At 61.0% G+C, this 24,245-nt stretch carries 26 protein-coding genes and 1 tRNA gene; 6 read left to right on the top strand and 21 right to left on the bottom strand.

Translation table 11 applies throughout. The features are described from left to right. Window position 1 precedes the first annotated feature (1 nt). The 11 genes from bamB to trmJ all read right to left on the bottom strand — a co-directional run bounded on the left by bamB (window position 2) and on the right by trmJ (window position 9,151). Entirely contained in the window at window positions 2-1,162 is a 1,161-nt protein-coding gene (bamB, locus tag HKN06_10060) for an outer membrane protein assembly factor BamB (protein ID NNF61656.1), read from the bottom strand. Beyond that, a complete protein-coding gene (locus HKN06_10055; GenBank protein NNF61655.1) occupies window positions 1,159-1,830 on the bottom strand; it encodes a tetratricopeptide repeat protein in 672 nt (223 codons plus the stop codon). The genes bamB and HKN06_10055 overlap by 4 nt, the downstream gene beginning before the upstream one ends. A gap of 45 nt (window positions 1,831-1,875) precedes the next feature. Beyond that, window positions 1,876-3,147, bottom strand: a complete 1,272-nt coding sequence (hisS, locus tag HKN06_10050) for a histidine--tRNA ligase (protein NNF61654.1) — start codon at window positions 3,145-3,147, stop codon at window positions 1,876-1,878. A 21-nt stretch (window positions 3,148-3,168) separates the two neighbouring features. Next, entirely contained in the window at window positions 3,169-4,110 is a 942-nt protein-coding gene (locus tag HKN06_10045; protein NNF61653.1) for a helix-turn-helix domain-containing protein, read from the bottom strand. Next, complete coding sequence (pilW, locus tag HKN06_10040) at window positions 4,100-4,858, bottom strand: type IV pilus biogenesis/stability protein PilW (GenBank protein NNF61652.1); 759 nt, start codon at window positions 4,856-4,858, stop codon at window positions 4,100-4,102. The genes HKN06_10045 and pilW overlap by 11 nt, the downstream gene beginning before the upstream one ends. Further along, the gene (gene rlmN, locus HKN06_10035) at window positions 4,855-5,946 is read right to left on the bottom strand and encodes a 23S rRNA (adenine(2503)-C(2))-methyltransferase RlmN (protein NNF61651.1); all 1,092 of its coding nucleotides are present in this window, start codon (window positions 5,944-5,946) and stop codon (window positions 4,855-4,857) included. The genes pilW and rlmN overlap by 4 nt, the downstream gene beginning before the upstream one ends. Before the next feature lie 5 nt (window positions 5,947-5,951). Beyond that, on the bottom strand, window positions 5,952-6,386 hold the full coding sequence (ndk, locus tag HKN06_10030; GenBank protein ID NNF61650.1) for a nucleoside-diphosphate kinase: 435 nt from the start codon (window positions 6,384-6,386) through the stop codon (window positions 5,952-5,954). A 130-nt stretch (window positions 6,387-6,516) separates the two neighbouring features. Further along, complete coding sequence (locus tag HKN06_10025) at window positions 6,517-6,897, bottom strand: iron-sulfur cluster assembly accessory protein (GenBank protein NNF61649.1); 381 nt, start codon at window positions 6,895-6,897, stop codon at window positions 6,517-6,519. Then, window positions 6,834-7,196 (bottom strand): Fe-S cluster assembly scaffold IscU, encoded by a 363-nt coding sequence (locus tag HKN06_10020; GenBank protein NNF61648.1) that lies wholly within the window; start codon window positions 7,194-7,196, stop codon window positions 6,834-6,836. Before HKN06_10020 ends, HKN06_10025 begins: the two co-directional genes overlap by 64 nt. Before the next feature lie 46 nt (window positions 7,197-7,242). Further along, window positions 7,243-8,406 carry an IscS subfamily cysteine desulfurase gene (locus HKN06_10015; GenBank protein NNF61647.1) on the bottom strand — a complete coding sequence of 388 codons (1,164 nt, stop codon included), beginning with the start codon at window positions 8,404-8,406 and terminating at the stop codon, window positions 7,243-7,245. Window position 8,407: 1 nt separating this feature from the next. Then, window positions 8,408-9,151: a tRNA (cytosine(32)/uridine(32)-2'-O)-methyltransferase TrmJ gene (gene trmJ, locus HKN06_10010; GenBank protein NNF61646.1), complete on the bottom strand. Its 744-nt coding sequence runs from the start codon at window positions 9,149-9,151 to the stop codon at window positions 8,408-8,410. 56 nt (window positions 9,152-9,207) lie between these two features. Here trmJ and HKN06_10005 point away from each other — a divergent pair, with 56 nt between their 5' ends. Further along, a complete protein-coding gene (locus tag HKN06_10005) occupies window positions 9,208-10,017 on the top strand; it encodes an inositol monophosphatase (protein NNF61645.1) in 810 nt (269 codons plus the stop codon). 55 nt (window positions 10,018-10,072) lie between these two features. Here HKN06_10005 and secF read toward each other — a convergent pair whose 3' ends face one another. The 8 genes from secF to HKN06_09965 all read right to left on the bottom strand — a co-directional run bounded on the left by secF (window position 10,073) and on the right by HKN06_09965 (window position 17,536). Beyond that, window positions 10,073-11,008: a protein translocase subunit SecF gene (secF, locus tag HKN06_10000; GenBank protein NNF61644.1), complete on the bottom strand. Its 936-nt coding sequence runs from the start codon at window positions 11,006-11,008 to the stop codon at window positions 10,073-10,075. Between the two features lie 9 nt (window positions 11,009-11,017). Beyond that, complete coding sequence (gene secD / locus HKN06_09995; GenBank protein ID NNF61643.1) at window positions 11,018-12,868, bottom strand: protein translocase subunit SecD; 1,851 nt, start codon at window positions 12,866-12,868, stop codon at window positions 11,018-11,020. A 15-nt stretch (window positions 12,869-12,883) separates the two neighbouring features. Continuing rightward, window positions 12,884-13,138, bottom strand: a complete 255-nt coding sequence (yajC, locus tag HKN06_09990; GenBank protein ID NNF61642.1) for a preprotein translocase subunit YajC — start codon at window positions 13,136-13,138, stop codon at window positions 12,884-12,886. A 143-nt stretch (window positions 13,139-13,281) separates the two neighbouring features. After that, window positions 13,282-14,385: a tRNA guanosine(34) transglycosylase Tgt gene (tgt, locus tag HKN06_09985; GenBank protein NNF61641.1), complete on the bottom strand. Its 1,104-nt coding sequence runs from the start codon at window positions 14,383-14,385 to the stop codon at window positions 13,282-13,284. Beyond that, window positions 14,375-15,412, bottom strand: a complete 1,038-nt coding sequence (gene queA, locus HKN06_09980; GenBank protein NNF61640.1) for a tRNA preQ1(34) S-adenosylmethionine ribosyltransferase-isomerase QueA — start codon at window positions 15,410-15,412, stop codon at window positions 14,375-14,377. Before queA ends, tgt begins: the two co-directional genes overlap by 11 nt. 35 nt (window positions 15,413-15,447) lie before the next feature. After that, the gene (locus tag HKN06_09975) at window positions 15,448-16,356 is read right to left on the bottom strand and encodes a PDZ domain-containing protein (GenBank protein ID NNF61639.1); all 909 of its coding nucleotides are present in this window, start codon (window positions 16,354-16,356) and stop codon (window positions 15,448-15,450) included. A 2-nt stretch (window positions 16,357-16,358) separates the two neighbouring features. Beyond that, window positions 16,359-16,994 (bottom strand): hypothetical protein, encoded by a 636-nt coding sequence (locus HKN06_09970; GenBank protein ID NNF61638.1) that lies wholly within the window; start codon window positions 16,992-16,994, stop codon window positions 16,359-16,361. Next, window positions 16,967-17,536: a sigma-70 family RNA polymerase sigma factor gene (locus HKN06_09965; GenBank protein ID NNF61637.1), complete on the bottom strand. Its 570-nt coding sequence runs from the start codon at window positions 17,534-17,536 to the stop codon at window positions 16,967-16,969. The genes HKN06_09970 and HKN06_09965 overlap by 28 nt, the downstream gene beginning before the upstream one ends. Before the next feature lie 239 nt (window positions 17,537-17,775). On the opposite strand from HKN06_09965, the gene HKN06_09960 reads away from it, so the two are divergent. The 5 genes from HKN06_09960 to HKN06_09940 all read left to right on the top strand — a co-directional run bounded on the left by HKN06_09960 (window position 17,776) and on the right by HKN06_09940 (window position 22,153). Continuing rightward, a tRNA-Leu gene (locus HKN06_09960) sits at window positions 17,776-17,862 on the top strand. Between the two features lie 23 nt (window positions 17,863-17,885). Next, a complete protein-coding gene (locus tag HKN06_09955) occupies window positions 17,886-18,425 on the top strand; it encodes an NUDIX hydrolase (GenBank protein NNF61636.1) in 540 nt (179 codons plus the stop codon). Between the two features lie 19 nt (window positions 18,426-18,444). Continuing rightward, window positions 18,445-18,768, top strand: coding sequence for a ferredoxin family protein (locus HKN06_09950; protein NNF61635.1), 324 nt, complete (start codon window positions 18,445-18,447; stop codon window positions 18,766-18,768). 143 nt (window positions 18,769-18,911) lie between these two features. Beyond that, window positions 18,912-20,510: a VPLPA-CTERM-specific exosortase XrtD gene (gene xrtD, locus HKN06_09945; protein NNF61634.1), complete on the top strand. Its 1,599-nt coding sequence runs from the start codon at window positions 18,912-18,914 to the stop codon at window positions 20,508-20,510. A gap of 14 nt (window positions 20,511-20,524) precedes the next feature. Then, window positions 20,525-22,153: an undecaprenyl/decaprenyl-phosphate alpha-N-acetylglucosaminyl 1-phosphate transferase gene (locus tag HKN06_09940; protein ID NNF61633.1), complete on the top strand. Its 1,629-nt coding sequence runs from the start codon at window positions 20,525-20,527 to the stop codon at window positions 22,151-22,153. Between the two features lie 60 nt (window positions 22,154-22,213). Here the strand turns inward: HKN06_09940 and HKN06_09935 are convergent, their stop codons facing one another. Both HKN06_09935 and xerD read right to left on the bottom strand, forming a co-directional pair. Continuing rightward, the gene (locus HKN06_09935) at window positions 22,214-22,945 is read right to left on the bottom strand and encodes a DsbC family protein (GenBank protein NNF61632.1); all 732 of its coding nucleotides are present in this window, start codon (window positions 22,943-22,945) and stop codon (window positions 22,214-22,216) included. Window positions 22,946-23,095: 150 nt separating this feature from the next. Beyond that, window positions 23,096-24,022 (bottom strand): site-specific tyrosine recombinase XerD, encoded by a 927-nt coding sequence (gene xerD, locus HKN06_09930; protein NNF61631.1) that lies wholly within the window; start codon window positions 24,020-24,022, stop codon window positions 23,096-23,098. Window positions 24,023-24,245: the final 223 nt, after the last annotated feature.

Raw genomic sequence — 24,245 nt, 5'->3', positions numbered from 1 at the left:
CTTACGAACTGCCGGGCATTGCATAGGCATAGAGCACACCGGCCTCGTCCTGCACGAACAGCCGTTCGCCAGCGACAAGTGGCGGCGCCGCAATCGGCGACTTGCCGGCGCGGGCACGGCCGATAATGGCCCCATCGCTCGCCCGCAGCCAGTGCAGGTAGCCCTCGAAGTCGCCAACGACTACCGAGGTGCCAAATACCGCCGGGCCGGTAATGCCACGCCGCAGCAATGCATCCTGCTGCCACACCTGCAACCCGTTACTACGGCGCACCGCAAATACCGAGCCATCGCCACCGGTGCTGTAGACGGCGTTCCAGTCTGCCGCCAGGCCGCCAACACTGGACATTTCTTCTGCCCACGCGGCCTGTCCGTTAGTGAGCTGCAGCAATGCGCCACGACTCTGGAAGCCGGCTACATAGACTTCTTCGCCGACGATCAGCACATTGCTGTCGACATCGGTCAGTCGCTCGAGCTCGGTACGGCCGCTCGGCGTGGCGAGCGGCGCCTGCCACAGCTCGGCACCATCACGCAGCCGGTAAGCAACGACGCGACCATTGTCGAAACCGACAATCACCCGATCACCACCAGCAGCCGGTTGACCAACACCACGTAAAGAAAGACGGGGTACGGATTGCGCCACGTTCCAGCGCAGCTTGCCATCGCGCGCATCAAGCGCGTAGACCACGCCATTGACGGATCTGAGAATGACCACGTTGCCATAAACCACCGGCGTAGCCAGCAGTTCACCGGTAACAGACTGACGCCAGCGCTCACCGCCTGTCACCGTATCAAATGCAAGCACATCTCCATCGGCTGAACCGACCACAACCATGCCGTCGCCATAACCCGGGCCTGCGCTCAGCGCCAGTTTTGTATCAACACTCCACTGGCGATTACCGGTGTCGATATCGAAAGCAGAAACAGTGCCACCATGAGAAGCCGCATACACCCGGCTGCCGTCCGACGCTGGCGCCAGGGCAAGCGCGAGGTGCTCGGCCGAGCCACCCAACTTTGCCGACCACAGCCTGTTTATCTGCAGCCCGTCGCTGACAGCGGTCAGTTCGACCGGTTGTTCCTCGGGATTTTTCTTGCGATTACCACCGAGGCATCCCTGCAGCGCCACCAACGCCAGCAGAGCCAGTACCAGCAGGCGAAGTTTCATGCGTCGGGGTCGGCCGGCTCGCTTCCGGCACCGGCGCTGGTTCGACCGAGGTCGTTAAGCTTCATCTCGATGAACTCACGATCGACCAAACCCTGTTCAAACTGGTTAAGCGCACTGAGATATTCAATACGTGCGTCATCATGCCGCCCCAGTGCCGCGTAGGCATCACCGCGCACTTCATGGAAACGCGCCGTGAAACTTCCCGGGTCGGATACTGCCAGCAGTTGCAATGCCTCGTCAGGCTGATCCTGCGCCAGCATCAAACGCGCCAGACGCGTGCGTGCAACAAGCGCCAGGTACTCGTCTTTCGTGTTATCGATTACGCCGCGCAGTTGTTCTCCAGCCAACTCCGGCTTGTCGTTTATTGCGTAATATTTGGCCATCGCCAGCGCGCCGGTTGCAGCGTACGGCGTTGCCGCGAACTCATCAGCAAGCCTGCCGAGCAGTTCGTTCGCACCATTGGTATCACCACGACCCAGGGCAATCGTCAGTTCTTCATAGTGCGCGGATGCAGTGGCGGCGCGCTGCTCTTTGTAAGCCTGCCAGTACTTCCATCCGCCGAGCGCACCGAAGCCGACAATCAGGCCGGTAACGATGAAGGCACCGTTATCCTTCCACCACTTCTTGATCTCTTCGATCTGCTCTTTTTCGCTGGAATACTCGTCCACGGGTCTGTTCCTCGCTGCCGGGGCCCCGGCGGGCGCGCCATGATATCAGTTCAAAAACGCCGCGACACGCTTGCCGAGCTCATCCCATGAATAGCTGGCCTGCTCCTCGTCGATCCGCAGCGGCTTGAAGCCGATACGCTGGCCCGCGGTCTCCTCGTCGCCCAGGATCAGGGCCAGGGCCGCGCCGCTGCGATCAGCGGCCCGGAGCTGGGATTTGAAGCTGCCGCCGCCACAATGGCTTACCAGCCGCAGGCCAGGGACCTCGCTGCGCAGGCGCTCGCCCAGCGCCATCCCCGCACGCGTCGCCGCCGAACCGACCATGACCAGGTACACATCCGGCGCACCGGGGTCCGCCGGCACCTCAGCCAGCTGCAGCAGTCCGACCAGCCGCTCGACACCGAGTGCCCAGCCGCAGCCCGGGGTTGGCTTGCCGCCAAGCTGGGTGACCAGCCCGTCGTAGCGGCCACCGGAGCAGACAGCGGCCTGCGCGCCGAGTTTGTCTGTTTCCCATTCAAATACGGTCTTTGTGTAGTAATCGAGACCACGCACCAGCAGAGGATTCACGGTAAAGCCTATGCCGGAGTCACTCAGCAACTGCTGCAGGAGATCGAAATGTTGCGCAGATTCATCGTCCAGGTGGTCGGTCAGTCGCGGCGCGGCAGCGATCAACTCCGCAAGAGCGGGGTTCTTGCTGTCGAGGATACGCAGCGGGTTTATCTGCAGCCGCTTGCGGCTGTCTTCATCCAGAACATCGATGTTGGCCTGCAGGTAGTCGAGCAGTTTCTCACGGTAGAGACTGCGGGACTGCGGCGTGCCGAGCGAATTGATTTGCAGCGTCAGATCATCGAGACCGAGTTTCGACCACAACCGGGCGCACAGGAATATCAGCTCGGCGTCGATATCGGGCCCGGGGAAACCGAACGCCTCGGCGCCAATCTGGTGAAACTGGCGGTAACGCCCCTTCTGCGGACGCTCGTAGCGAAACATCGGCCCGCGATACCACATGCGCTGACGCTGGTTGTGCAGCAGGCCGTGGGTCAGACAGGCACGCACACAGCTGGCGGTCGCCTCGGGGCGCAGCGTCAGGCTGGCGCCGCTGCGACTCTCAAACGTGTACATCTCTTTTTGCACCACGTCGGTGCCTTCGCCGATTGACCGCTTGAACAGCTCGGTCCTTTCCATCAGCGGCAGGCGGATCTCGCGGTATCCGTACTCGACCAGCACTTCCTGCGCCGCCTGCTCCACCCGGTCCCAGTACGGCGCCACATCGCCATAGATGTCGTTCATGCCGCGAACCGGCCTGATGTCACCGCTCATGTCCGATCCTCAGCCATCGCGTCACTGCGCCGCCGGATCGATAACAAAACGTGCCGTATTGCCGCGTATCGCACGCCGCGGAACAGCAAAAAACTCACCGTTGACATCTAACCGCACGACACGATTGCGGCCGAGAAAGACTTCAATCGGTGGTATTCCGCTGACGTTCCGCACCCTTCCCTCGGTCATCATGTCATACAGCAGGCGGTTACCCTCGCTGTCAGTGACCTCGACCCATGAGTCGCCGCTGAAACTGAGTCGCACCGAGACCGGCGCTACGGTCGCAACTTCGGTGGTGGCGGCTGACAGGTCCGCCGCCTCCGGAGTTGGTGGTTCGGCGGGCGCTTCCGTTGCGTCTGCCGCGTCGTCCTCCGGCAGTCCGCCGACAGCAGCTTGCTGCGGCAACGCGACCGGCAATGCCAAATCAGTGTCTGCCCGCAGCGCAGCGGCCGCCGGGACCGTTGCGGTACTTTCCGACGCCGGCACGGCCGGACCGTCCTGGTCCGGGGCTGCCGGCGGCAATTCAATGCCGCCCTGTGCAACCGGGTCGGCGGCAAAAAACCGCCATGCCAGCAACACCAGCAAAACGATACCGAGCGCGGCAATCAACCAGCGAATTGCCGGCAGCGGCAATTCGCGCTGTTGTTGCTGCGGTTGCTGCATGTGAGTGATCGGCGGCGGTGAATCGTCACGACCACGCTTGCGGTAATAGGCAATCATCAGGTCATCGGTGTCGAGGCCCAGCAGGCTGCCGTATTTACGCATGTGGCCCTTGGCGAACACCGGCGCACCCAGCGCCGAGTAATCATCCTCCTCGAGCGCCTGCAACATCCATTCGTCCAGGTGCAGATCCTGCGCTACGTCGCGCAGCGTCAGGCCCCTGGCCGTGCGAGCCCGACGCAGCAGTGCGCCCGGCCCTTCGCCGCCTACGCCGGCCGACTGCTGATCGGGCTTATCCGGCATCTCGCATCGACTCGACCAGTAAACGGGTTTCAACCGATTCGGGATATTTCAGCCGCAGTTGCTCGGCATACAGGGCAGCTGCGCGGCTGTCCCCCAGGCGCCTCTCAATCTGGACGCCAAGCCACAACGCCTGCGACGACATCGTGGCAACCTCGTCGAGACGCTGCAAAAAGGCGCGCGCCTGGAAGTCCCGGTTCGCCGTAGTTGAAAGCTTGGCCATTTGCCACAGCGCATCGGCGTAGCGCGGATTGAGATTCAATGCCTGGCGAAAGTAGGCTTCAGCCTTCTCCTGATCGGGCAGCTTCATCACGCATACGCCTGCATTGGTAAGGGCAGTTTCCGGCGTGATGTACGTCGGCACCGTTGCCGCGGCGAGGAAGTTCTTTTCGGCTTCGTCGATGCGACCGTTTCGGCACAGATGCACCGCATACATGTTGCGGACGGTCGCGTCGTTATCGTCCAGCCGCAATGCGGTCCGGTAGTGCCGGCCGGCTTCGTCCGCCCGTCCGAGTTGCTCGTAGGCCAACGCGAGGTAGGCATGCGCCGGTGCCAGGTGCGGATCCTGCTGCACCGCCCTGGTCAGTTTGTTCAGGGCTCGCTCGCGCTCGCCGCGTTGCAGGTACTCCGACCCGAGCCTGAGATTCGTCAGCGCAGCCTCACGCGGATCGGCCTCGACCGGGTCGACATCGCCCGTGGTGACGCAGGCACCGGCAAACACCACCAGCAACGCGCAAATGACTATTCTCATGACCGGCCTCCGGCCTTGGCATGCAGGGGTGAAGTAATACGGTTGTCGACCTGCCCGGCAAGCTGGCCACAGGCAGCCGCGATGTCGTCGCCACGTGGCCGGCGCGTCATGGTACGCAATCCGCTGTAATGCAGAATACTCTGGAATTTTTCGATCGCCGCCGGTTGCGAGCGCCGGTAGCGCCCGCCCGGGTAGGGATTGAACGGGATCAGGTTGACTTTGGCAGGGCGGTCGCGCAACAGCTGCGCCAGTTGCCGCGCCTGTGCCGGCGAGTCGTTGACACCATCGAGCAAGACATACTCGAAAGTAATGTGGCGGCCACTGTCACCGGCATACTCCCAGCAGGCGTCGAGTAGTTCAGCAACAGGATGCACCCTGTTGATTGGCACCAGCTCATCGCGCAACGCATCATCCGGCGCGTGCAGCGAAACGGCCAGCGCGACGTTGCAATCGCTGGCCAGCCGGCGTATTTGCGGCACCAACCCGGAAGTACTCAGCGTGACACGCCGGCGCGATAACTCGAATCCGAAATCATCGAGCATCAGCTGCATCGCCGGGACGACGTTGCGGTAGTTGGCAAGGGGCTCGCCCATGCCCATCAGCACCACGTTTGTAACTGGCCGGTCGTCTTCTGCGGTTGCCAGCAGGCGCTGCGCCAGCAGTAGCTGACCGATAATCTCGGCGCTCGTCAGGTTACGGTTGAAACCCTGTGCACCGGTGGCACAAAACGAGCAATCGAGCACACAGCCCACCTGACTGGAAATGCATAGCGTGCCGCGCCCGGGCTCCGGTATGAATACAGTCTCAACTGCCTGGCCGCCATCGACGGCGAGCAGCCATTTGCGGGTACCGTCGGTGCTGACGGCTTCGTTCAGGATTTTCGGCAGGCCGATACTGGCGCTGGCATGCAAGTCGTTGCGCAGGTTTTTCGACAGGTCGGTCATGGCTTCAAAATCGTCGACACCGCGGCGATAGATCCACTTCATCATCTGCCGCGCGTGGAACGGCTTCACACCACGCGTGGAAAGCCAGCCCTCGAGCTGGCCCCGGGTCATGCCCAGCAACTGAACCGAACCGGGAGAGGACATCATGCTCAGCCGCGCGTGCGCGGGCAGACGCCGTCGCTGCCAAAAAAGAACTCAATCTCCTGGGCCGCGGTATCCGGTCCGTCCGAACCGTGCACCACGTTTTCCTCGATCGACGCGGCATAGTCGGCGCGGATCGTTCCGGCATCAGCATCTGCCGGGTTTGTCGCCCCCATCAGCTCGCGGTTTTTGGCAATGGCGTCATTGCCCTCGAGCACCTGTACGATTACCGGTCCGGAGGTCATGTACTGCACCAGGTCATTGAAAAACGGCCGCTCTTTATGGACCGCATAAAATCCCTCGGCCTGCTGCCGGCTGAGGTGCATCATGCGGGCGGCGACGATCTCCAGCCCGGCCTGCTCGAAGCGGCGGTAAATTTCGCCGACAAGATTTTTCTCGACACCGTCGGGCTTGATAATCGATAGCGTGCGCTCGGCAGACATGCTGACTCCTGTTGATAATGAAGGATTGGGGCTAAGCCCCGGATTCTGGCCGGTTTTTCCACTGGCTTAACCGGACAATATTACTCCGGGGGCGCGACCGGGGCAATCGGCTCCCGCCAGGTCGCGGGCCTCAGATATTGAAGCTTTCGCCGCAACCGCATTCCCCGGCAGCGCGCGGGTTGCGAAAGCGGAATGCCTCGTTGAGGCCGTCCTTGACGAAATCGACCTCGGTGCCCTCGAGCAGCGGCAGGCTCTCGGCGTCGACAAATATGGCGACGCCGCGGCTCTCGAACTGCACGTCATCGGCACCGGGCTCATCGGCGTAATCGATGACATAGGCATAGCCATTACAGCCGGTCCGGGTAACACCCAGACGCAGACCGACGCCCTGACCTCGCTGCTCCAGGTATCGACTGACGCGCTCAGCGGCGGATTCTGACAAGGTAATCAATTTACACTCCGGCGTGTGGCCGCGCGCAGCGCGTCCTCGGCGATCAACACGCAGTGCCATTTTTCAGCCGGCAGGTCGAGTTCGGCCGCGATGGCATCGAGGTCCAGCGTCTGGACTTCATCAACATGACGATCAGGTAATTGCTCGGTGAGCCACGAGGCTACCGCAATCGTATAGGGACAGCCCCAGGCGCGAAAACCGGCGTGACGGATTACGTTGCCGGAGACTTCGAGACAAAACTCGACCAGCCTTCCCGCCGACTTGCTCCCGGCCGTGCCATGCAGCGAGTGCTCACGGCAATCGACCAGCACGTTGCGCGGCTGCTCAAAATGATCGATCACCAGTTCGCTGTAGTTCATTGCTGTTTCCATATCGTTCGATCAGACCACGCCGCAACGGCAAAATTCAATGCCGTACGGCGATACCCCGCAATCTCATCACCTGCTCACGAATCACGCCGATTGCATATTCGACTTCAGCCTCGGTAGAAAAGCGCCCCAGGCTGAAGCGAATTGAGCTTTGCGCCAGGTAGTCCGGCAAGCCCAGCGCGCGCAACACGTAGGAGCCGTCACCGCTGGCGGAGGTGCAGGCTGACCCGCTGGAAACCGCAACCTGACGCAGCGCAAACAGCAGGCTTTCGCCCTCGACACCTTCAAAGCAGACGTTTAGCAACCCTGATGCCCGCAGTGATGGATGACCATTGCAACGTACCCCGCCGAGCGCGGCAATACCCTGCCACAGTCTTTCACGCAGGCCCGCCAGGCGCGTGGCCTCCGCCGCCAGCTCCTCGCCGGCCACCCGGAATGCCTCTCCCATGCCCACCACCTGGTGCGTAGGCAGCGTTCCCGAACGCAACCCGCGCTCGTGACCACCCCCGTGCATGACCGGCTCGAGATGGGCGCACGGCTCACCACATACATACAAGGCACCGATACCCTTTGGCCCGTAGACCTTGTGTGCTGAAAAAGACATCAGGTCCACCGGCAGGCTGCCCAGGTCTATCGGCAGTTTGCCCGCGCTTTGCGCGGCGTCAACGTGAAAGGTCACCTCGCGCTGGCGACAAAGTGCGCCGATAGCCGCAATGTCCTGCACGACGCCGATTTCGTTATTTACATGCATGATCGAGACCAGCACCGTGTCATCGCGCACGGCATCACTGACCTGTTGCGGATCGATAATGCCGTCGGCGCCGGGGATCAAATAGGTAACCTCGAATCCTTCCCGCTCAAGCTGGCCGCAGGTATCGAGCACCGCCTTGTGCTCGGTGCGCGAGGTAACGATGTGGCGCCCCTGGTCGGCATAAAAGTGTGCTACACCCTTGATTGCCAGGTTGTCAGATTCGGTGGCACCGGAGGTCCAGACGATATCGCGCGCGGCAGCGCCAACGAGCTGCGCAACCTGCGAACGCGCCGATTCGACGTAACCGCGCGCAGTGCGGCCCAGCACATGTGAATCGGACGCCGGGTTGGCAAATACACCGTCAGCCGTCAGGCACGCCGCCATCTTTTCCGCTACCCGCGGGTCTACCGGCGTCGTGGCAGCGTAGTCCATGTAGATCGGTGCTTTCATATCAATCCTGCGGTTTGTCCGGCATCGATTTTAAGCGCTGTACCGACGTGAGCAAGCCCCGCAATATGTTTACTTCGTTCTGGTCAGGCGTGGCGCGGTTGAACAGCAGCCGCAGCCGGCGCATCAGGTAGCGGGGATTATCAGGATTGAGGAAATCCGTTTGCACCATCACCTGCTCGAGATGCTCAAACAGCCGCTCCAGCTCGCCGGCCGGCGCTGGCTCAGCTGCCGTTGCATCCACGGGGCCCTCCCCCAGCTGCGCCATGCGCAATTCGTAGCTGACAATCTGCACTGCCATGGCCAGGTTCAGCGATGCATAGTCCGGATTGGCCGGAATATTGAGCAGCCACTGGCAATGATCCAGCTCCTCGTTGCTCAGCCCGCTGCGCTCGCGCCCGAACACCACCGCCAGCGGTTCGCCGGCCGACGCTGCCAGGAGCTTTTGCGCGCTGTCGCGCGCATCGACAGTGGGCCAGTGATGAGTACGCAGCCGCGCACTTGCCCCAACCACGGCAACACAATCGGCTACCGCATCGGTCAACCGCTCAAATACCTCGGCCCGGCCCAGCAGGTCATCGGCACCCGAAGCCATGGCCGTCGCATCGGCATGCGGAAAATATTTAGGGTTTACCAGGCGCAGGTGCTGCAAGCCCATGGTCTTCATCGCCCGCGCGGTAGCACCGATATTGCCGGGGTGTGAAGTTTCGACCAGCACCACCCGAATGTTGTCCAGAACTTTGGCCACTCTGGTATTCTACCGGCCGCACCGCATCGGGTGCTGCCCTTTTTGGATATTCAGTCTTGCACCCCCTGGTCAACATAGCTGTCAGCGCCGCCCGCCGTGCCGGTGAGGTGATAATAAAACACGTCAATTTCGTGCATCAGCTGACGGTGACCGAAAAGTCGCAGAACGATTTTGTATCTGAAGTCGATCGCATGGCTGAGGCAGAAATTATCGGCACAATTCGTGAGTCCTACCCGGACCACGCGTTTCTCGGCGAGGAAAGCGGACCCTCCGGCGAGAGCGAAAGCGTCTGGATTATCGACCCGCTGGATGGAACGACAAATTTCCTGCATGGCTTCCCTATGTACTCGGTGTCGATCGGATTTCAGCACAAGGGCCGCATGGAACAAGCGGTAATCTACAACCCCATTAGCCAGGAGTTGTTCACCGCCTCGCGTGGCCGGGGCGCGCAGCTGGATGGACGCAAGATCCGGGTATCGAACCGCAGGGGGCTGCAAGGCGCGCTGATCGGCACCGGCTTTCCCTATCGCGCCAACAAGCAGTTCATGCGCGAGTACATGCGCATGTTCCGCGCCATGGCCGAAAAGACTGCGGGCATACGTCGCTGCGGTTCAGCAGCCCTCGACCTCGCCTACGTTGCCGCCGGACGGCTCGACGGCTTCTGGGAACTGGGCCTGGGTCCGTGGGACATGGCGGCCGGCAGCCTGATCATCCGCGAAGCTGGCGGCCTGGTAGCCGACCTCGATGGCGAAGACACCTTTCTCGATTCCGGCAACATTATCGCCGCGTCGCCAAAAGTCTTCACGGCCATACTCGCCGAACTGCGCCCGCACATCCCGTCGCAGAGAACCACTCGGGGTCAGTAGCCAGGTTCGGGTTCAGCGACCCTGACATCACGGGCAATCCAGAGCATCGTCGTCGCTATGGTAGTGCGTCGAGCTCTTCGTCGGTCTTTTCCGGTGGCAGCAGGTCCTGCACGGTGACATCCAGCGCAAGGGCCGTTGCGCTGGCGACATAGATCGATGAATAGGTACCGACGATAACGCCGACAATCAACGCGATTGAGAACGGCCGGATCACCTCACCACCGAGGAAGAACAATGCCAGCAGCACCAGCAAGGTCGTAATACCGGTAATCAGGGTTCGCGCCAGCATCTGGTTGATGGAGTCGTTGACAATATCCACCGGCGCACCGCCGCGCACCTTCAGCATATTCTCGCGAATGCGGTCGAACACCACAATCGTGTCGTTCAGCGAGTAGCCGATGACCGCCAACACGGCCGCGAGCACGGACAAGTCGAAACTGAGCTGCAGCACCGCGAAGAAACCCACCGTGAGTACAACATCGTGCACCAGTGCCGCTACGGCGCCAACGGCGAACTTCCACTGGAAGCGCAGCGCCACGTAGATGAGGATCATGATGATCGCCACCAGCATCGCCAGGACACCGGTCTCGGTCAGCTCCTGACCGACCTGCGGGCCAACGAACTCCACGCGACGCAGCTCCAGGTCACTGCCGTCAGAGCGCAGCGCCTGCAGTATCTGCTCACGCACCTCGTTACCGTCCATTCCTTCAACCGGCATAAGACGGATCATTACGTCGCGAGATGTGCCGAAATGCTGCACAATGGCATCGTCAAATCCGCCGTCACTCAGCTGGCCACGCACGGCCTGCAGATTGGCGTCCTGAGGATAGCCCACCTCGACCAGAACGCCGCCGGTGAAGTCGATACCGAAGGCAAGCCCCCGGACAACCAGTGCGGCGATCGCTCCGGCCAGCAGCAGCACCGAGACAGTCACCGCCAGGCGGCGATGCCCCATAAAGTCGATGTGAGTTGTTTTTCCGATTAGCTGCATTGCCAGACCTCAGATAGCCAGTTTGTCGACACGTTTGCCGCCATAGATCAGGTTGACCAGGGCGCGGGTGCCGACGATGGCCGTGAACATTGAAGTGGCAATACCTAATGACAAAGTCACGGCAAAGCCACGAATCGGGCCGGAACCGAGCGTCCACAGCACCAGTGCGGCTATGAGCGTCGTGATATTCGCATCGGCAATCGACGAGAACGCTTTCTCGTAGCCTGAATGGATTGCCGCCTGTGGCGTATTGCCGTTCCGCAGCTCTTCGCGGATACGCTCGAAAATCAGTACGTTCGCGTCAACCGCCATACCCACTGTCAGAACAATCCCGGCGATACCAGGCAGCGTCAATGACGCCTGCAGCAATGACAGCAGCGCAACAATCATGACGAGGTTGACGAGCAGCGCCAGGTTGGCGAACAGGCCGAACAACTTGTAATAGACCAGCATGAACACGACCACGAGCAGAAAGCCGATGATGACCGCCATCCGGCCCTGGTCAATGTTTTCCTGACCGAGGCTCGGGCCGATGGTGCGCTCCTCGACAATATAGATAGGCGCCGCAAGTGAGCCGGCACGCAGCAGCAGCGACAGGTCGCGCGCTTCGATTGGCGTCAACCCGGTAATCTGGAAGCTGTTACTGAAAACACCGCGGATCGTCGCCAGGCTGATTACCTGCTCGTCAGTGTAATTTTCCTCGACGCGCTCGCCACCGCGTTCAACCGTGCGGCGCTTTTGCTCGATAAACACCACGCCCATGCCACGGTCGATATTGTTCTTGGTGGTGTCCAGCATACGCCGGGCACCCTTGGGGTCGAGATCGACGAATACCGCGGGCTGACCCTCGCTGAAACCGGCCTGGGCATCGGTTATCTGGTCACCGGTAACGATAACGTCACGCTTCAGCAGGACCGGCTGGCCGTTGCGATGCTGGTAAAGGCGCGACCCGGTTGGCGCGCGACCGGTGCGTTCAGCCTCGATCGGATTATTGGACTCGTCGGCAAGGTGAAATGACAGCGTTGCCGTTGCCCCGAGTATGTCCCGCGCCTTTGTCGCATCCTGGACGCCAGGCAGCTGCACGACCACGCGGTCAATGCCCTGGCGCTGCACCACCGGCTCGGCAACCCCGAGTTCGTTGACGCGATTGCGCAGCGTCGTGATGTTCTGCTCGATAGCAAAATCCTGGCGCTGGCGCTGGGTTACCTCGGTCAGCGCCAGCTCCAGAGCCGGGCTGCCGTTTACCGTGGTGTCCAGCATCTGGACTTCCTGGGTCTCTTCAGTAATCGCGCGCCGCGCCGAATCGCGATCGGCTTCATCACGCAGTACTACGAAAACCTTGGCGTCCGTGGCACGTACCGAGCGATAGCGAATGTCCTGCTCGCGCAACAACGTTTTCATGTCACGCTCGTAGTTCTGCATTACCTGGGAAATGGCCGCCTCCATGTCGACTTCGAACAGGAAATGCACTCCACCGCGCAAATCCAGGCCCAGGCTCATGGGGCCGAGCCCCAGAGAGCGCATCCAGTCAGGCATCCGGGGCGCCAGCGTCATCGCAACGACGTAATCTTCGCCCAGCGTTTCCTCCAGCACCGGCTTGGCGCGAAATTGTGACTCCTCGTCGGCAAAGCGCACCACAACGCGGCCGTCCTCGAGATAAGCGCCAGTCGTCTCCAGTCCCTCACCCTGCAACACGCCGTCGACGCGCCCTATAAGTGATTCGCCCAGCGCTTCGCCATCCTCCAGCGCAACCTGCACCGCCGGGTCTTCCCCGTAAATGTTTGGCATTGCGAAGATCAGGCCAAAGATCACCACGCCTGCTACAACGAGGTTGACCCACATCGGATATCTGTTTTGCATCAGCAGTATTACCGGTTATGCGTTTTTAATCGTGCCTTTCGGCAGGGTGCGGCCAATTGTGTTCCGCTGTACTTTTACGGTAGTCCCGTTTGCTATCTCGACCTCGATGTAATCCTGGCCGACGTCAGTAACTTTGCCCAGCAAGCCGCCCGCCGTAACCACCTCATCGCCAGCAGCAAGAGCGGAAACCATCGCGCCGTGCTCCTTGGCACGTTTCTGCTGCGGTCGGATCAGCAGGAAATAAAAAACCACGAAGAACAGGCCAAGCATAATCAACGGGCCAAAGCCCGCACTCGGTGGCGGCGCCTCGGCCGCCCAGGCAGTAGAAAACAGCAGGTCCACGATCGGCTCCTCGGGGGCGCCAGCAAAAGAGCGCGGTATTATGCCACCGTGCCTGCCGGTTGTGCAGCGCTTCAGCCCTCTTCGGTGCCCGCCCGGGCCCGGAAATCGGCCGCAAACTGCTCCAGCCGGCCGGCAGCGACCGCCCCACGCAGCCCACGCATCAGGTCCTGATAGAAATGCAGGTTATGTATCGTGTTCAGCCGCGACCCCAGTATTTCGCTGCACTGGTCGAGGTGGCGCAGGTAGGCGCGGCTGTAGTGACGGCAGGTATAGCAGCCACAGCGCTCGTCCAGGGGCCGGGTGTCATCGCGATTTCGGCTGTTACGCAGCCGCACCATGCCCGCCGAGGTGAACAGGTAGCCATTTCGGGCGTTACGCGTCGGCATGACACAGTCAAACATATCGATACCGCGCAGCACGCCATCGATGATATCGGTCGGCTTGCCGACTCCCATGAGATAGCGCGGGCGGTCTGCCGGCAGGTGCGGCGCCATCGCGTCCAGCACCTGCAGGCGTTCGGCGCGAGGTTCGCCGACAGCCAGGCCACCCAGCGCGTAGCCGTCGAAGCCAATTGCAGTGAGTGCGTCGAGTGATTCGGCGCGCAGGTTGTCATACACGCCGCCCTGGACAATGCCGAACAACGCCCCGTTGCCACGATAGGCTTCGCGACAACGCTTTGCCCAGCGCATCGACAACTGCATTGATTCGCGCGCCTGCGTTTCGCTGGCCGGGTATGCAGTGCATTCGTCCAGCACCATGACGACATCAGACCCCAGGCCGGTCTGCACATCGACGCATTTCTCCGGAGTAAGAAATACCTCGTCGCCGTTGACCGGTGACCTGAACTTCACACCTTCTTCGGTGATCTTGCGTTTTTCCGCCAGGCTCCACACCTGGAAGCCACCGGAGTCGGTCAGGATCGGTCGCTCCCAGTGCATCAGGTCATGCAGGTCGCCATGCGCCCGCACGACCTCCACGCCGGGCCGCAGCATCAGGTGGAAAGTATTCCCGAGGAGCATCTGGGTACCGAGGCTGCGAAGCTCCTCGGGGGTCATCGCCTTGACCGTGCCGTAAGTACCACACGGCATAAAGGCCGGTGTATCGACCACGCCACGATCAAAATGCAGCCGGCCGCGCCGCGCCGCGCCATCTGTGGCCAGCAGCTCAAGCCGCACGGTCTGCGCCATCACTGATAAACATGGCATCGCCGTAACTGAAGAACCGGTAGCGCTCCGTTACAGCGTGTTGGTATGCCTGCATGACGTTTCGGTGCCCGGCAAACGCGCTAACCAGCATCAACAGGGTCGACTCCGGCAGGTGGAAATTGGTGAGCATGGCATCGACGACCCGAAAGCGGAAGCCGGGCGTAATGAACAGCCGCGTATCCGTATCGCATGACGCCACCGTGCCGTCATCCAACGCAGCGCTTTCCAGCGTGCGCACGCTGGTCGTGCCAACGGCGATCACCCGGCCGCCACGCTGGCGTGCCGCTGCAACCGCAGAGCAGACATCCTCGTCCACAATGATGCGCTCGGCGTGCATACGGTGTTGCGACAGATCGTCGCTGCGCACCGGCTGAAATGTCCCGGCGGCAACATGCAACGTTACAAATGCAGTATCGACCGCCATTTCCTGCAGCTGCGTCAGCATCTGCTCGTCAAAGTGCAGGCCAGCGGTCGGCGCGGCTATTGCACCCGGACGGTCTGCATAGACTGTCTGGTAGCGCTCATAATCTGACGCCGTATCAGCGCGATCAATGTATGGCGGCAGCGGCACATGGCCGTGCTGGTCGATGCAGGCTGCCACCGGCCGGTCAAAACGTACTCGCCACAGGTCATCCTCGCGTGCCAGTAACTCAACCTCGGCTGTGCCGTCCAGTGCCAGCATCGCCCCGGGGTGTGGCGTCTTGCTGGCCCTGAGATGAACCAGCGCGGTGTCGTCGGACACGATGCGTTCGATGAGTATTTCAACCCGGCCGCCGCTACTCTTTCGGCCGTACAGGCGTGCCGGGATTACCCGACTGCGGTTAAAGACCAGCAGGTCGCCCGCCTGCAACAAACCCGGGAGATCGGTGAACGCACGATCATCAACTGCGCCATTGCTGCGGCCGAGTGTCAGCAACCGGGCATCGCGCCGCTGTGGTGGCGGTTGCTGCGCAATGAGCTCCTGCGGCAGTTGGTAAGAAAAATCAGCGCGGCGCATGGCCGCGCATAGTAGCACCGGTTTCCCGGCCGTGGTCAGTTCGTGGTCTTGTCCGGAATGGTTATCTTGAACGTGCGATTTCGTTTTTGCCGTAACACTTCCATGACGACCTGGTCGCCCGGCTCGTAGAAGCGTAACAGCCGCATGGCATCGGGTGGTGACTTGGGCGTGGCGCCGGCAATTTGCTTGATAACATCGCCCTCTTCCAGTGGAATTGCCTCATGCTGCGGCGCGCGCACCACCAGCATGCCGCTGTCGGTACCGAAATAGCTGCCGAGCTTTTCTGTCAGCGGCAGGAGCTCGAGACCGCGCCACACACCTTTGTGACCGAGATGCATCATGCCCGGTAGCCGCCGCATGAATTCGGGCAACTCGTCACCATCAAAATTAAATTCGAAATCCTCGCCCGGGCCGCCAAAGGCAAATGCCATTGGTTCAAATTCGGTAGTAACAACGTCGGCAGTGCGTTCACGTTTGCCGCGTCGATAGCTCAGGCTGACGCTGTCACCCGGCTCGACGCCGGCCATCAGTTCAACCAGGCGACGCTCCGGTGGCAGGTCGTGCCCGGCCAGCGACTGTCCGTTCAGCGCGAGGATGATGTCGCCCGACTCGAGTCCTGCAGCGTCCGCCGGGCCACCCGGCGTGACGCCATAGATCTCGACACCGTCACCGATAAAGCCGTGCTCCTCACGCGAGCCGTCCTCACGCTCGATCCTGATCTTGCCGATATTGATACCCAGCATTGCCCGCCCTTCGCCGTGACGAATGGTCTTGAACACGTGGCGCATCGAGTCGCCTGCCAGCTCCGCGCTGGCCTCGGCAATCTCCTCGGCCGCCTGCTCCAGCCGGCGCTCGGCGTCACGCATACGCTCGTCGGCACCATCGTCCTGGGCATACGCCGCCAGTGGCAGACAGGCCAACAGGCCGGTCAGTAGTCTCTTCATGCTTATCTCCTCTCAAAAGTAGCCTGTTGCAATTGCGCACCACGCACCTGCACCAGGGTATTCATCAAATCCACACGCTGGCGCCACAACTGTTCCGACTGCGCGCGGCTCAGCCGATCTTCATGGCTCAGGCCGTAATCGATATAGGCAATGCCGTCCTGCAGCCCGGCAATTGCACCGGCGGTATCGGCGTTCATCACCCGCGGCGTCTCGTTGTCCAGTTCACGCAGCAGCTGCTCGAGCTGACGCGACCGTGACACCAGCTCCGGCAGTTGCGGCGCGCCAACTGCAAGCTGCTCCTGTGGCACGGCATCGGTAACAGCCGCAACGGTTTGCGGGGCCGGCGGTGGCGACTCGAATCGCTGCCAGACGGCCACCGCGAGAATCGATACGGCGGCAACCGCTGCAGCCGGAAGCCAGCGATTACGCGACTGCGGTCGTTCCAGCGCCGTTTCCACACGCTGCCAGACGCCCGCTGGCGGCGCAAAGCCCGGCAACTGCTGCAGGGCCGAGCGCATTCCGCGCAGCTGCTGCAATTGCTTATCACACTCGGCGCACTGCTCCACATGCTGCCTGGTAGCAGCATCGACCAGCCCGCTATCGCGGATGATCAGCAGTTGTTCAGTGCTCGCATGCATGAGATATCACCTGTGTCCTCGTCGATCAGTTCACGCAGCCGCCGGTGTGCCCGGGACAGCTGCGACTTGGAAAAGCTCTGGCTCTTTTTCATCATTTCGCCGATTTCCTTGTGGGTATAACCCTCCACGTCGTGCAGCCAGACCACCGCACGTGCGGTCGGCGAAAGTTGTGCAAGCGCATCGCCCAGCCCGTGCTCATCGCCGCTGTCGCCGGCGGCACCCGGCTCGGCAACCGCTTCCAGCGGTCGGGCATAACGGCGCCAGCCTGAGCGCAGGAACATCAGAGCCTTGTTTACTGCGATACGGCGGATCCAGGCGCCCAGTGGTGCCTGCCCGCGAAAACCGTCCAGTTTCGACAACACCTCTATAAAGGTGTCCTGCAGCACCTCCTCCGCGGCTTCACGATGGCTGACAATTCGCATCGCCAGGGTAAACACCGCCGGTGAATACTCGCGATACAGCGCTTCCTGCGCCTTACGCTCACCCCTGCGGGCGGCCGCCACCTGCTCGGGGGTGACCTGACATGCCAGAAAACTCGCCATCGAGGGTATAGACGCCGCAGCCACCAAAAAGGTCGCATTACCTGCGATAAACACCAGCCGCCGAGGGGCGCCACTGGCCGGATGTGCGGGCGCGGATCGCCTGCGGCGTCCTGTGTCTTGCGGCGTGGCGGCTGGCGGGACCCAACGCCAGGCCCAGGCCGGGCGCGGCTGAGTCGAAAACACGCCGTACTGTTCGGCGGTGCATGCGACACCCCGGATGATCTAGAATGGCGAGCCGTGCCGGGGTGGCGGAACTGGTAGACGCGCCGGATTCAAAATCCGGTTCTGGCAACAGAGTGAGAGTTCGAGTCTCTCTCCCGGCACCAATCTTTCCTGGCGTATGCGAACGATGAAATTCTGCAGCCACTGTGGTGAACCGGTCTCGCTGAAGATTCCGCCGGGTGACAACCTGCCGCGGTTCATATGCGACGGCTGCGGCACCATTCACTACCAGAACCCGAACCTCGTGGTGGGCTGCGTACCGGTGTGGCAGGACCGTATTCTGTTGTGCAAGCGCGCCATCGAACCACGCAGCGGTTACTGGACGATCCCCGCCGGGTTCCTGGAGAACCGCGAAACTCTCGAACAGGCAGCGATGCGTGAAACCCACGAAGAGGCAATGGCGTCGGTCAAACTGGGGTCGCTGCTGGCAATAGTAAACGTGCCGCACGCCAGCCAGGTCCATGTGATGTTTCGCGCTGAACTGACCGATGGCAGGTTCGGCGCCGGCGACGAGACGCTGGAAAGCGCGCTTTACGACGCAGCTGAAGTGCCCTGGCCGCTGATTGCCTTCCCCAGCGTGCGCTTCGCGCTGGAAAAATTCCTGGCAGACCGGGCCGCCGGCAGCGAAGAAGTGCACATTACGGCAGTAGAACGGATAAAATACTGATCCATCCCGAGGAGCATGCATGACCTTTGTCGTCACCGAATCCTGCATCAAGTGCAAGTACACCGACTGTGTAGAGGTCTGCCCGGTCGACTGCTTTCATGAAGGGCCGAATTTCCTCGTAATAGATCCCGAAGAGTGCATCGACTGCACGCTGTGCGAACCGGAATGCCCGGTCGAGGCCATTTATTCGGAAGACGAACTACCCGAAGGACAGGAGAAGTTTCTCGAACTTAACGCCGAATTATCCCGCGAGTGGCCGGTGATTACCGAGCTGAAAGAGGCTCCGGCCGATGCGGCGGAATGGGATGAAGTCCGGGAAAAACTCAAGTATCTGGAACGCTGACACCATAATGCGGCGGTAACTATTATGGTGCATTGCACGCCTGGCCGGCGATGACGTAAATTAGTCGATCACCTGCATTCCCTGCGGGCGAAAGACTAATAATATTCCCGGCCGGTATTCACCGCGTAACGTTGGATTTTTCGATGACGAACCAAAGCACAACTGCAGCCCAGCCGATACTGAAGAACACGCCGCTGACGTGGGGCGCCATCGGTATTACTGCGGCGCTGCTTGGCGGACTGTTCTGGGAAGGCCTGCTTAACCTGTACGAGGTCTGGATTGATCCCAACCGGCAGGAATACAGCCACGGCATCCTCATACCCGCAATCAGCCTGTTCCTTGCCTGGCAGATGAAAAACAACTTTGAACGGGAACCTTACCGTGGCTCGTGGCTGGGCCTCGCGGTAGTTGCCGCGGGCCTGCTGCTGCTGGTTCTGGGCGAGCTGGCCACGTTGTATATCGTTGTTCAGTACGCTTTTGTGTTCACGCTCGCTGGCCTTTGCTGGACGCTGTTTGGCAACCGCGGCTTCATCTGGCTGCTGATCCCGCTGATTTACCTCAGCTTCATGATCCCGCTGCCACAATTCTTGTACAACAACCTGTCGGGCAAGCTGCAGCTGATTTCCTCCGAGCTGGGCGTTGCCGTCATCCGGCTGTTCGGCATCACCGTGTTCCTCGAAGGCAACGTCATCGACCTCGGCATCTACCAGCTGCAGGTGGTCGAAGCCTGCAGCGGGCTGCGCTACCTGTTCCCGCTGGCCAGCTTCGCTTTTCTCGCGGCGTACCTTTACAAGGGCGAGATGTGGAAACGGGTGGTGCTGTTCCTGTCCAGCATTCCTATCACCATCCTGATGAACAGTTTTCGCATCGGCATCATTGGCGTGCTGGTGGAGCATTTCGGCATCGAACAGGCCGAGGGCTTTCTGCACTTTTTCGAGGGCTGGATCATCTTCATGGCCTGTGTCGGCATCCTGCTGGCCGAAATCTGGCTGCTGAACAAGATCGGCGGCGAGAACAAGTCTTTCCGCGAAGTCTTTGGAGTCGATTTTCCCGAGCCCACACCAAAAGATGCCGTTACCGCACCACGCTCGCTGCCAAAACCCTTTACCGTGTCGATCGTACTGCTGGTGGCTGCGCTGATCAGTTTCAACATGATCACGCAGCGGCCGCAGATCTTCCCGGAACGTGAAGACTTTGCCAGCTTTCCGATGACGCTGGGCGAGTGGCGCGGCACCGAGCAGACGATGGAGCAGCAATACATCGAGACGCTCGACTTTACCGACTACAAAATGGTCAACCTGACCCGCCCTGGCGACCCCATTGCGGTGCAATTCTATGCTGCTTACTACGAACAGCAGCGCACCAAGGGCAACGCAGCGCATTCACCACGCTCGTGCATTCCCGGCGGCGGCTGGGAAATTACCAGCCTGTCGCGCGTCGAGATTCCTGTCGCCGACAGCGATCGTATGCTGGAGGTCAACCGGCTGCAGATCGAGAAGGGTCGCGACAAACAGCTGGTGTATTACTACTTCAAGCAACGCGACCGTGAGCTGACCAGCGAGTACCTGGTTAAGTGGTACCTGTTCTGGGATGCGCTCACCAGGCGGCGTTCTGACGGTGCGCTGGTGCGATTTGTCACCACGGTGAACCCCAGTGATCCTGACTGGTCTTCTGCCGACGAGCGCCTCGTCGACGTTGCCGGTCGGGCCGTCGCGCAGCTTACCGAGTACGTGCCCGACTAGTCGGGCCCCACGGCATGGACATCACCCTTATATTGCTGATCAGCGCGGCTGTCATCAGCATGGCGGTGATCCCGTTGATGATGCGGGCGGCTCCCTGGCTCGGGATGATCGATCTGCCCAGCGGACGCAAGGTTCACGAAACGCCGGTGTCACGCGTTGGCGGCATCGGCATCGTGGTTGGCGCGTTGCTGCCACTGATGTTCTGGCTGCCGGCCGATGACCTGCTGCGCTCCTTCCTGTTCGGTTCAGCCGTGCTGCTGGTATTCGGTGCCGCCGACGATGCGCGGGAACTGGGCCACTACGTCAAGTTTATCGGCCAGGGCATCGCGGTCATCGCCGTGGTCTATTTTGGTGACCTGTGGGTTTCGCGCTTCCCGTTTATGGACGACCCGATCCCGGCAGCGATTGGCAAACCCTTCACCGTGATCGCCATGATTGGCGTGATAAACGCGATGAATCACTCGGACGGGCTGGACGGGCTGGCCAGCGGTGAAGCCCTGCTGAGCCTGATAGCAATCGTTTACGTCTCCTCGCTGGGCAGCGGCAACGAGTATGCAACTGCGGTCGCGATGGTCACGATTGGCGGCCTGTTCGGTTTCCTGCGCTTCAACACGCATCCGGCGCGGGTATTCATGGGCGACAGCGGCAGCCAGTTTCTCGGCTTCACCATAGGCTTCCTGGCGATCCTGCTTACCCAGCGGGTCAACACCGCCGTGAGCCCTGCGGTCGTGCTGCTGCTCATCGGGTTGCCCGTCGTGGACATCATCGCGGTTTTGTTCCTGCGCATTAAGGGTGGCATGAACTGGTTTCGTGCGACCCGTAATCATATCCACCATCGCCTGATGGATCGTGGTTTTGCCCATTACGAAACCGTGGTGATCATTTACTCGGTGCAGACACTGCTGGTAGCCAGCGGTATTTTGCTGCGCTATGCCGCGGACTGGGTGCTGATCGCGTTTTACCTTGCCGTGTGCGGTACGGTATTCGTGCTGCTCATGACTGGTGAGCGGCGTGACTGGCGGGCCGGCGGCGGTAGCATCGCTGCACCGTTTTCAGCGGCGCTTGGCGCGTTTCGGGAGTCCTCTGCATTACGACGGCTGCCGCTGATGCTGGTGCTCGCTGCGGTGCCGCTTTTCATGGCAGGCGGCGCGATGACTGTCAGCGAAGTACCGCGCGATTTTGCGATCATTTCCGCCGTGCTGTTTTTTGTCCTGCTGACCGAACTGCTGGTTGGCCGCCGCGAGAACTCCGTCATCATGCGCGGCATCATCTATATCACCGTGGTTTTCCTGACCTATCTGCTTGCCACTTACCCCACACTCGAAGGTGAGACGATGCGGCGCGCCGAGCTGGCTTTCTATGGACTGCTGGCGCTGGCTGTTGGACTGACAATTCGTTATTCGCGTCGCATCGAATTCAGGACCACGCCAACCGATTACCTGCTGGTATTCATCGTGCTGGCAATTGGCATCCTGCCCGGCGAGATATTCAGTGGCAACGAAGTTGCCATCGGCCTGATAAAGGCGGTCATCCTGATTTATGCCTGCGAAGTCCTGCTGCTGGCAGGCCTGCGCCGCTGGGGCCCGTTGTCCCTCGGCTCGCTGTTCGCGCTCGGCTGGCTGGCTGCCGCCGGGCTGTTGTAGTCGGCAATATAAAAACGGCCCCGCTCGGGGGCCGTCGATTGACCGGTCAATCCGGTCGCGTCATTCAGCTGCCACGGTCTGTGGCTTCAGGGACTCCAGACGCGCCAGCAGAGCCTCTGCGGGCAGGTAACCGGAAATAAGTTCACCACTTTCAGTGACGATTGCCGGTGTTCCGCGCAGGCCCACCATCTGGCCCATCTGGTACTGGTCCATCACCGGCGCCTTCTCGCAGGCGGCCGTGTCGAGATCCTCGCCACGCTTGGCGCGCGTCAGGGCGTCATTGCGATCGTCAGAGCACCAGACTTCCTGGGCCTTTTCCCACGAACGGGTATTTGGTCCGCTACGCGGAAAGAACAGGTATTGCACCGCGATTCCATTGTCATTGAGCGCCGTCATCTCCTGGTGCAGCTTGCGGCAGTAGCCGCAATCGATATCGGTGAACACGGTGATAGTGTGTTTAACCTCTTCCGGCGCAAACACGATCATCTCTTTCTTGTCGATACCGTCGAGCACCCGGGCCCGCGCACTGGCGCGGCGCTTGTCGGTGAGATTCACGTTGGAAACGATCTCGATTATGTCGCCGCGCAGCAGGTAGTTGGCATCCGGGCTGACGTAGACAATCTGCGGGCCGATAGCGATCTCGCAAACCCCGTCCAGAGGCGTGCTGGCCACGCTAGACGGGTCGACCCCCGGCAGGCGGGCACGGATAACTTCCGCGTCACAGACGGTGGACGCGTACGAGGCGCTGGCGCCAAACAGCATGGCCGCAGTTATGGCTATTCTTTTGAACATATTAAAAAAACCTGCAGTTTTGGGGGTCAGCGTTTTCGACAGCGACCCCGGACGTTGGTTCAGGGGAGCGGCATTGTAGCAGATAGCCAAACCCCGATTTCAAGGCTGCCGACCCGCTGCGGGATGTGAATTTTCGTCGACTGCAGCGTTTCAGCCGCGCGGGTGATGCCGGGAGTGCAGGTCCTTGAGACGCTCGCGGGCGACGTGAGTGTAGATCTGCGTGGTCGATAAATCGCTGTGACCAAGCAGCATCTGCACCACGCGCAGGTCGGCGCCATGATTGAGCAGGTGTGTGGCAAAGGCGTGCCGCAATGTGTGAGGCGACAGCTCCTTGTCTATTTTGGCTTTTGCTGCATAACGCTTGATGATGTGCCAGAACGCCTGACGCGTCATCTTGTCACCACGCCGGGTCGGAAACAGAAAGTCCGTCTGGCGCTCCAGCAGTATTTCGCCACGTGCACCGGCGATGAATCTCTGGATCCAGTCCTGGCACACTTCGCCGAGCGGAATAAGCCGCTCACGATCACCCTTACCGACGATACGCAGCACGCCCTGGTTCAGGTTGATCTGGCTGATCTGTAACGTAATCAGCTCGGATACGCGCAGGCCGGTTGCATAAAGCACTTCCAGCATGGTCCGGTCGCGAAAACCAAGCGGGTCGACGACATCGGGCGCTGCAAGCAGCGACTCGACTTCTTTTTCCGAGAGTGATTTCGGCAGCGTGCGGCCAATCTTTGGCATCTGTATCTGCGCCGTCGGGTCGTCGCTGATTTTCCCTTCGCGCAACAGCCAGCGGTAAAACCGCCGGAAACTGGAAAGCTGCCGCGCCGTGGAGCGCGGCCGGGCGCCAGCCTGGACCCGCGACGCGATAAAGGCGAGCAGGTCTGCCTTGCTGCCGTCGACCGCCAGGGTCTTGCGCTCGGCCAGCCACCGGGTCAGTGCCATCAAGTCGGCCCGATATGCAGCAAGTGTATTCTTGGACAGACCTCGCTCCATCCAGATCGCATCGAGGAAGTTATCGATCGTCGCCTCGGATTCCGAGGTGTCCAGATCAGTTTTTCCATTGGGGTTCGACATTGCCACGCTCACGATTATTCAGACCTCATCAGGCGGGATCAGTGCCAACCCCGTCCGCTTTTCTGCCGCTCCCGTTGCGAGCCCGCAATGGCGCCCCGTTGGCGCCGGATGCCTGCTCGGCCCGGGAATGATCATGCGCCGGAGTATGCTTTCCACCCCTGAAATGAGCCGTGATCGCTGTCACAAAAAGAATGATGCAATTAACATAAAGGAGAACTGGTTC

Source organism: Gammaproteobacteria bacterium (assembly GCA_013003425.1).
Classification (GTDB): Bacteria; Pseudomonadota; Gammaproteobacteria; order Steroidobacterales; family JABDKV01; genus JABDJB01.
Note: the sequence above shows the minus strand (reverse complement) of the source record. Positions and strands in the feature narration are given on the sequence as shown.

Excerpts from the sequence above, each read along its gene's own strand:
- bamB (NNF61656.1), bottom strand. The coding sequence starts at position 1,162 with ATGAAACTTCGCCTGCTGGTACTGGCTCTGCTGGCGTTGGTGGCGCTG.
- hisS (NNF61654.1), bottom strand. The coding sequence starts at position 3,147 with ATGAGCGGTGACATCAGGCCGGTTCGCGGCATGAACGACATCTATGGC.
- HKN06_10045 (NNF61653.1), bottom strand. The coding sequence starts at position 4,110 with ATGCCGGATAAGCCCGATCAGCAGTCGGCCGGCGTAGGCGGCGAAGGG.
- pilW (NNF61652.1), bottom strand. The coding sequence starts at position 4,858 with ATGAGAATAGTCATTTGCGCGTTGCTGGTGGTGTTTGCCGGTGCCTGC.
- rlmN (NNF61651.1), bottom strand. The coding sequence starts at position 5,946 with ATGTCCTCTCCCGGTTCGGTTCAGTTGCTGGGCATGACCCGGGGCCAG.
- ndk (NNF61650.1), bottom strand. The coding sequence starts at position 6,386 with ATGTCTGCCGAGCGCACGCTATCGATTATCAAGCCCGACGGTGTCGAG.
- HKN06_10025 (NNF61649.1), bottom strand. The coding sequence starts at position 6,897 with ATGGCACTGCGTGTTGATCGCCGAGGACGCGCTGCGCGCGGCCACACG.
- HKN06_10020 (NNF61648.1), bottom strand. The coding sequence starts at position 7,196 with ATGAACTACAGCGAACTGGTGATCGATCATTTTGAGCAGCCGCGCAAC.
- HKN06_10015 (NNF61647.1), bottom strand. The coding sequence starts at position 8,406 with ATGAAAGCACCGATCTACATGGACTACGCTGCCACGACGCCGGTAGAC.
- secF (NNF61644.1), bottom strand. The coding sequence starts at position 11,008 with ATGCAGCTAATCGGAAAAACAACTCACATCGACTTTATGGGGCATCGC.
- secD (NNF61643.1), bottom strand. The coding sequence starts at position 12,868 with ATGCAAAACAGATATCCGATGTGGGTCAACCTCGTTGTAGCAGGCGTG.
- yajC (NNF61642.1), bottom strand. The coding sequence starts at position 13,138 with ATGCTTGGCCTGTTCTTCGTGGTTTTTTATTTCCTGCTGATCCGACCG.
- queA (NNF61640.1), bottom strand. The coding sequence starts at position 15,412 with ATGCGCCGCGCTGATTTTTCTTACCAACTGCCGCAGGAGCTCATTGCG.
- HKN06_09975 (NNF61639.1), bottom strand. The coding sequence starts at position 16,356 with ATGAAGAGACTACTGACCGGCCTGTTGGCCTGTCTGCCACTGGCGGCG.
- HKN06_09970 (NNF61638.1), bottom strand. The coding sequence starts at position 16,994 with ATGCATGCGAGCACTGAACAACTGCTGATCATCCGCGATAGCGGGCTG.
- HKN06_09965 (NNF61637.1), bottom strand. The coding sequence starts at position 17,536 with ATGGCGAGTTTTCTGGCATGTCAGGTCACCCCCGAGCAGGTGGCGGCC.
- HKN06_09955 (NNF61636.1), top strand. The coding sequence starts at position 17,886 with ATGAAATTCTGCAGCCACTGTGGTGAACCGGTCTCGCTGAAGATTCCG.
- HKN06_09950 (NNF61635.1), top strand. The coding sequence starts at position 18,445 with ATGACCTTTGTCGTCACCGAATCCTGCATCAAGTGCAAGTACACCGAC.
- xrtD (NNF61634.1), top strand. The coding sequence starts at position 18,912 with ATGACGAACCAAAGCACAACTGCAGCCCAGCCGATACTGAAGAACACG.
- HKN06_09940 (NNF61633.1), top strand. The coding sequence starts at position 20,525 with ATGGACATCACCCTTATATTGCTGATCAGCGCGGCTGTCATCAGCATG.
- HKN06_09935 (NNF61632.1), bottom strand. The coding sequence starts at position 22,945 with ATGTTCAAAAGAATAGCCATAACTGCGGCCATGCTGTTTGGCGCCAGC.
- xerD (NNF61631.1), bottom strand. The coding sequence starts at position 24,022 with ATGTCGAACCCCAATGGAAAAACTGATCTGGACACCTCGGAATCCGAG.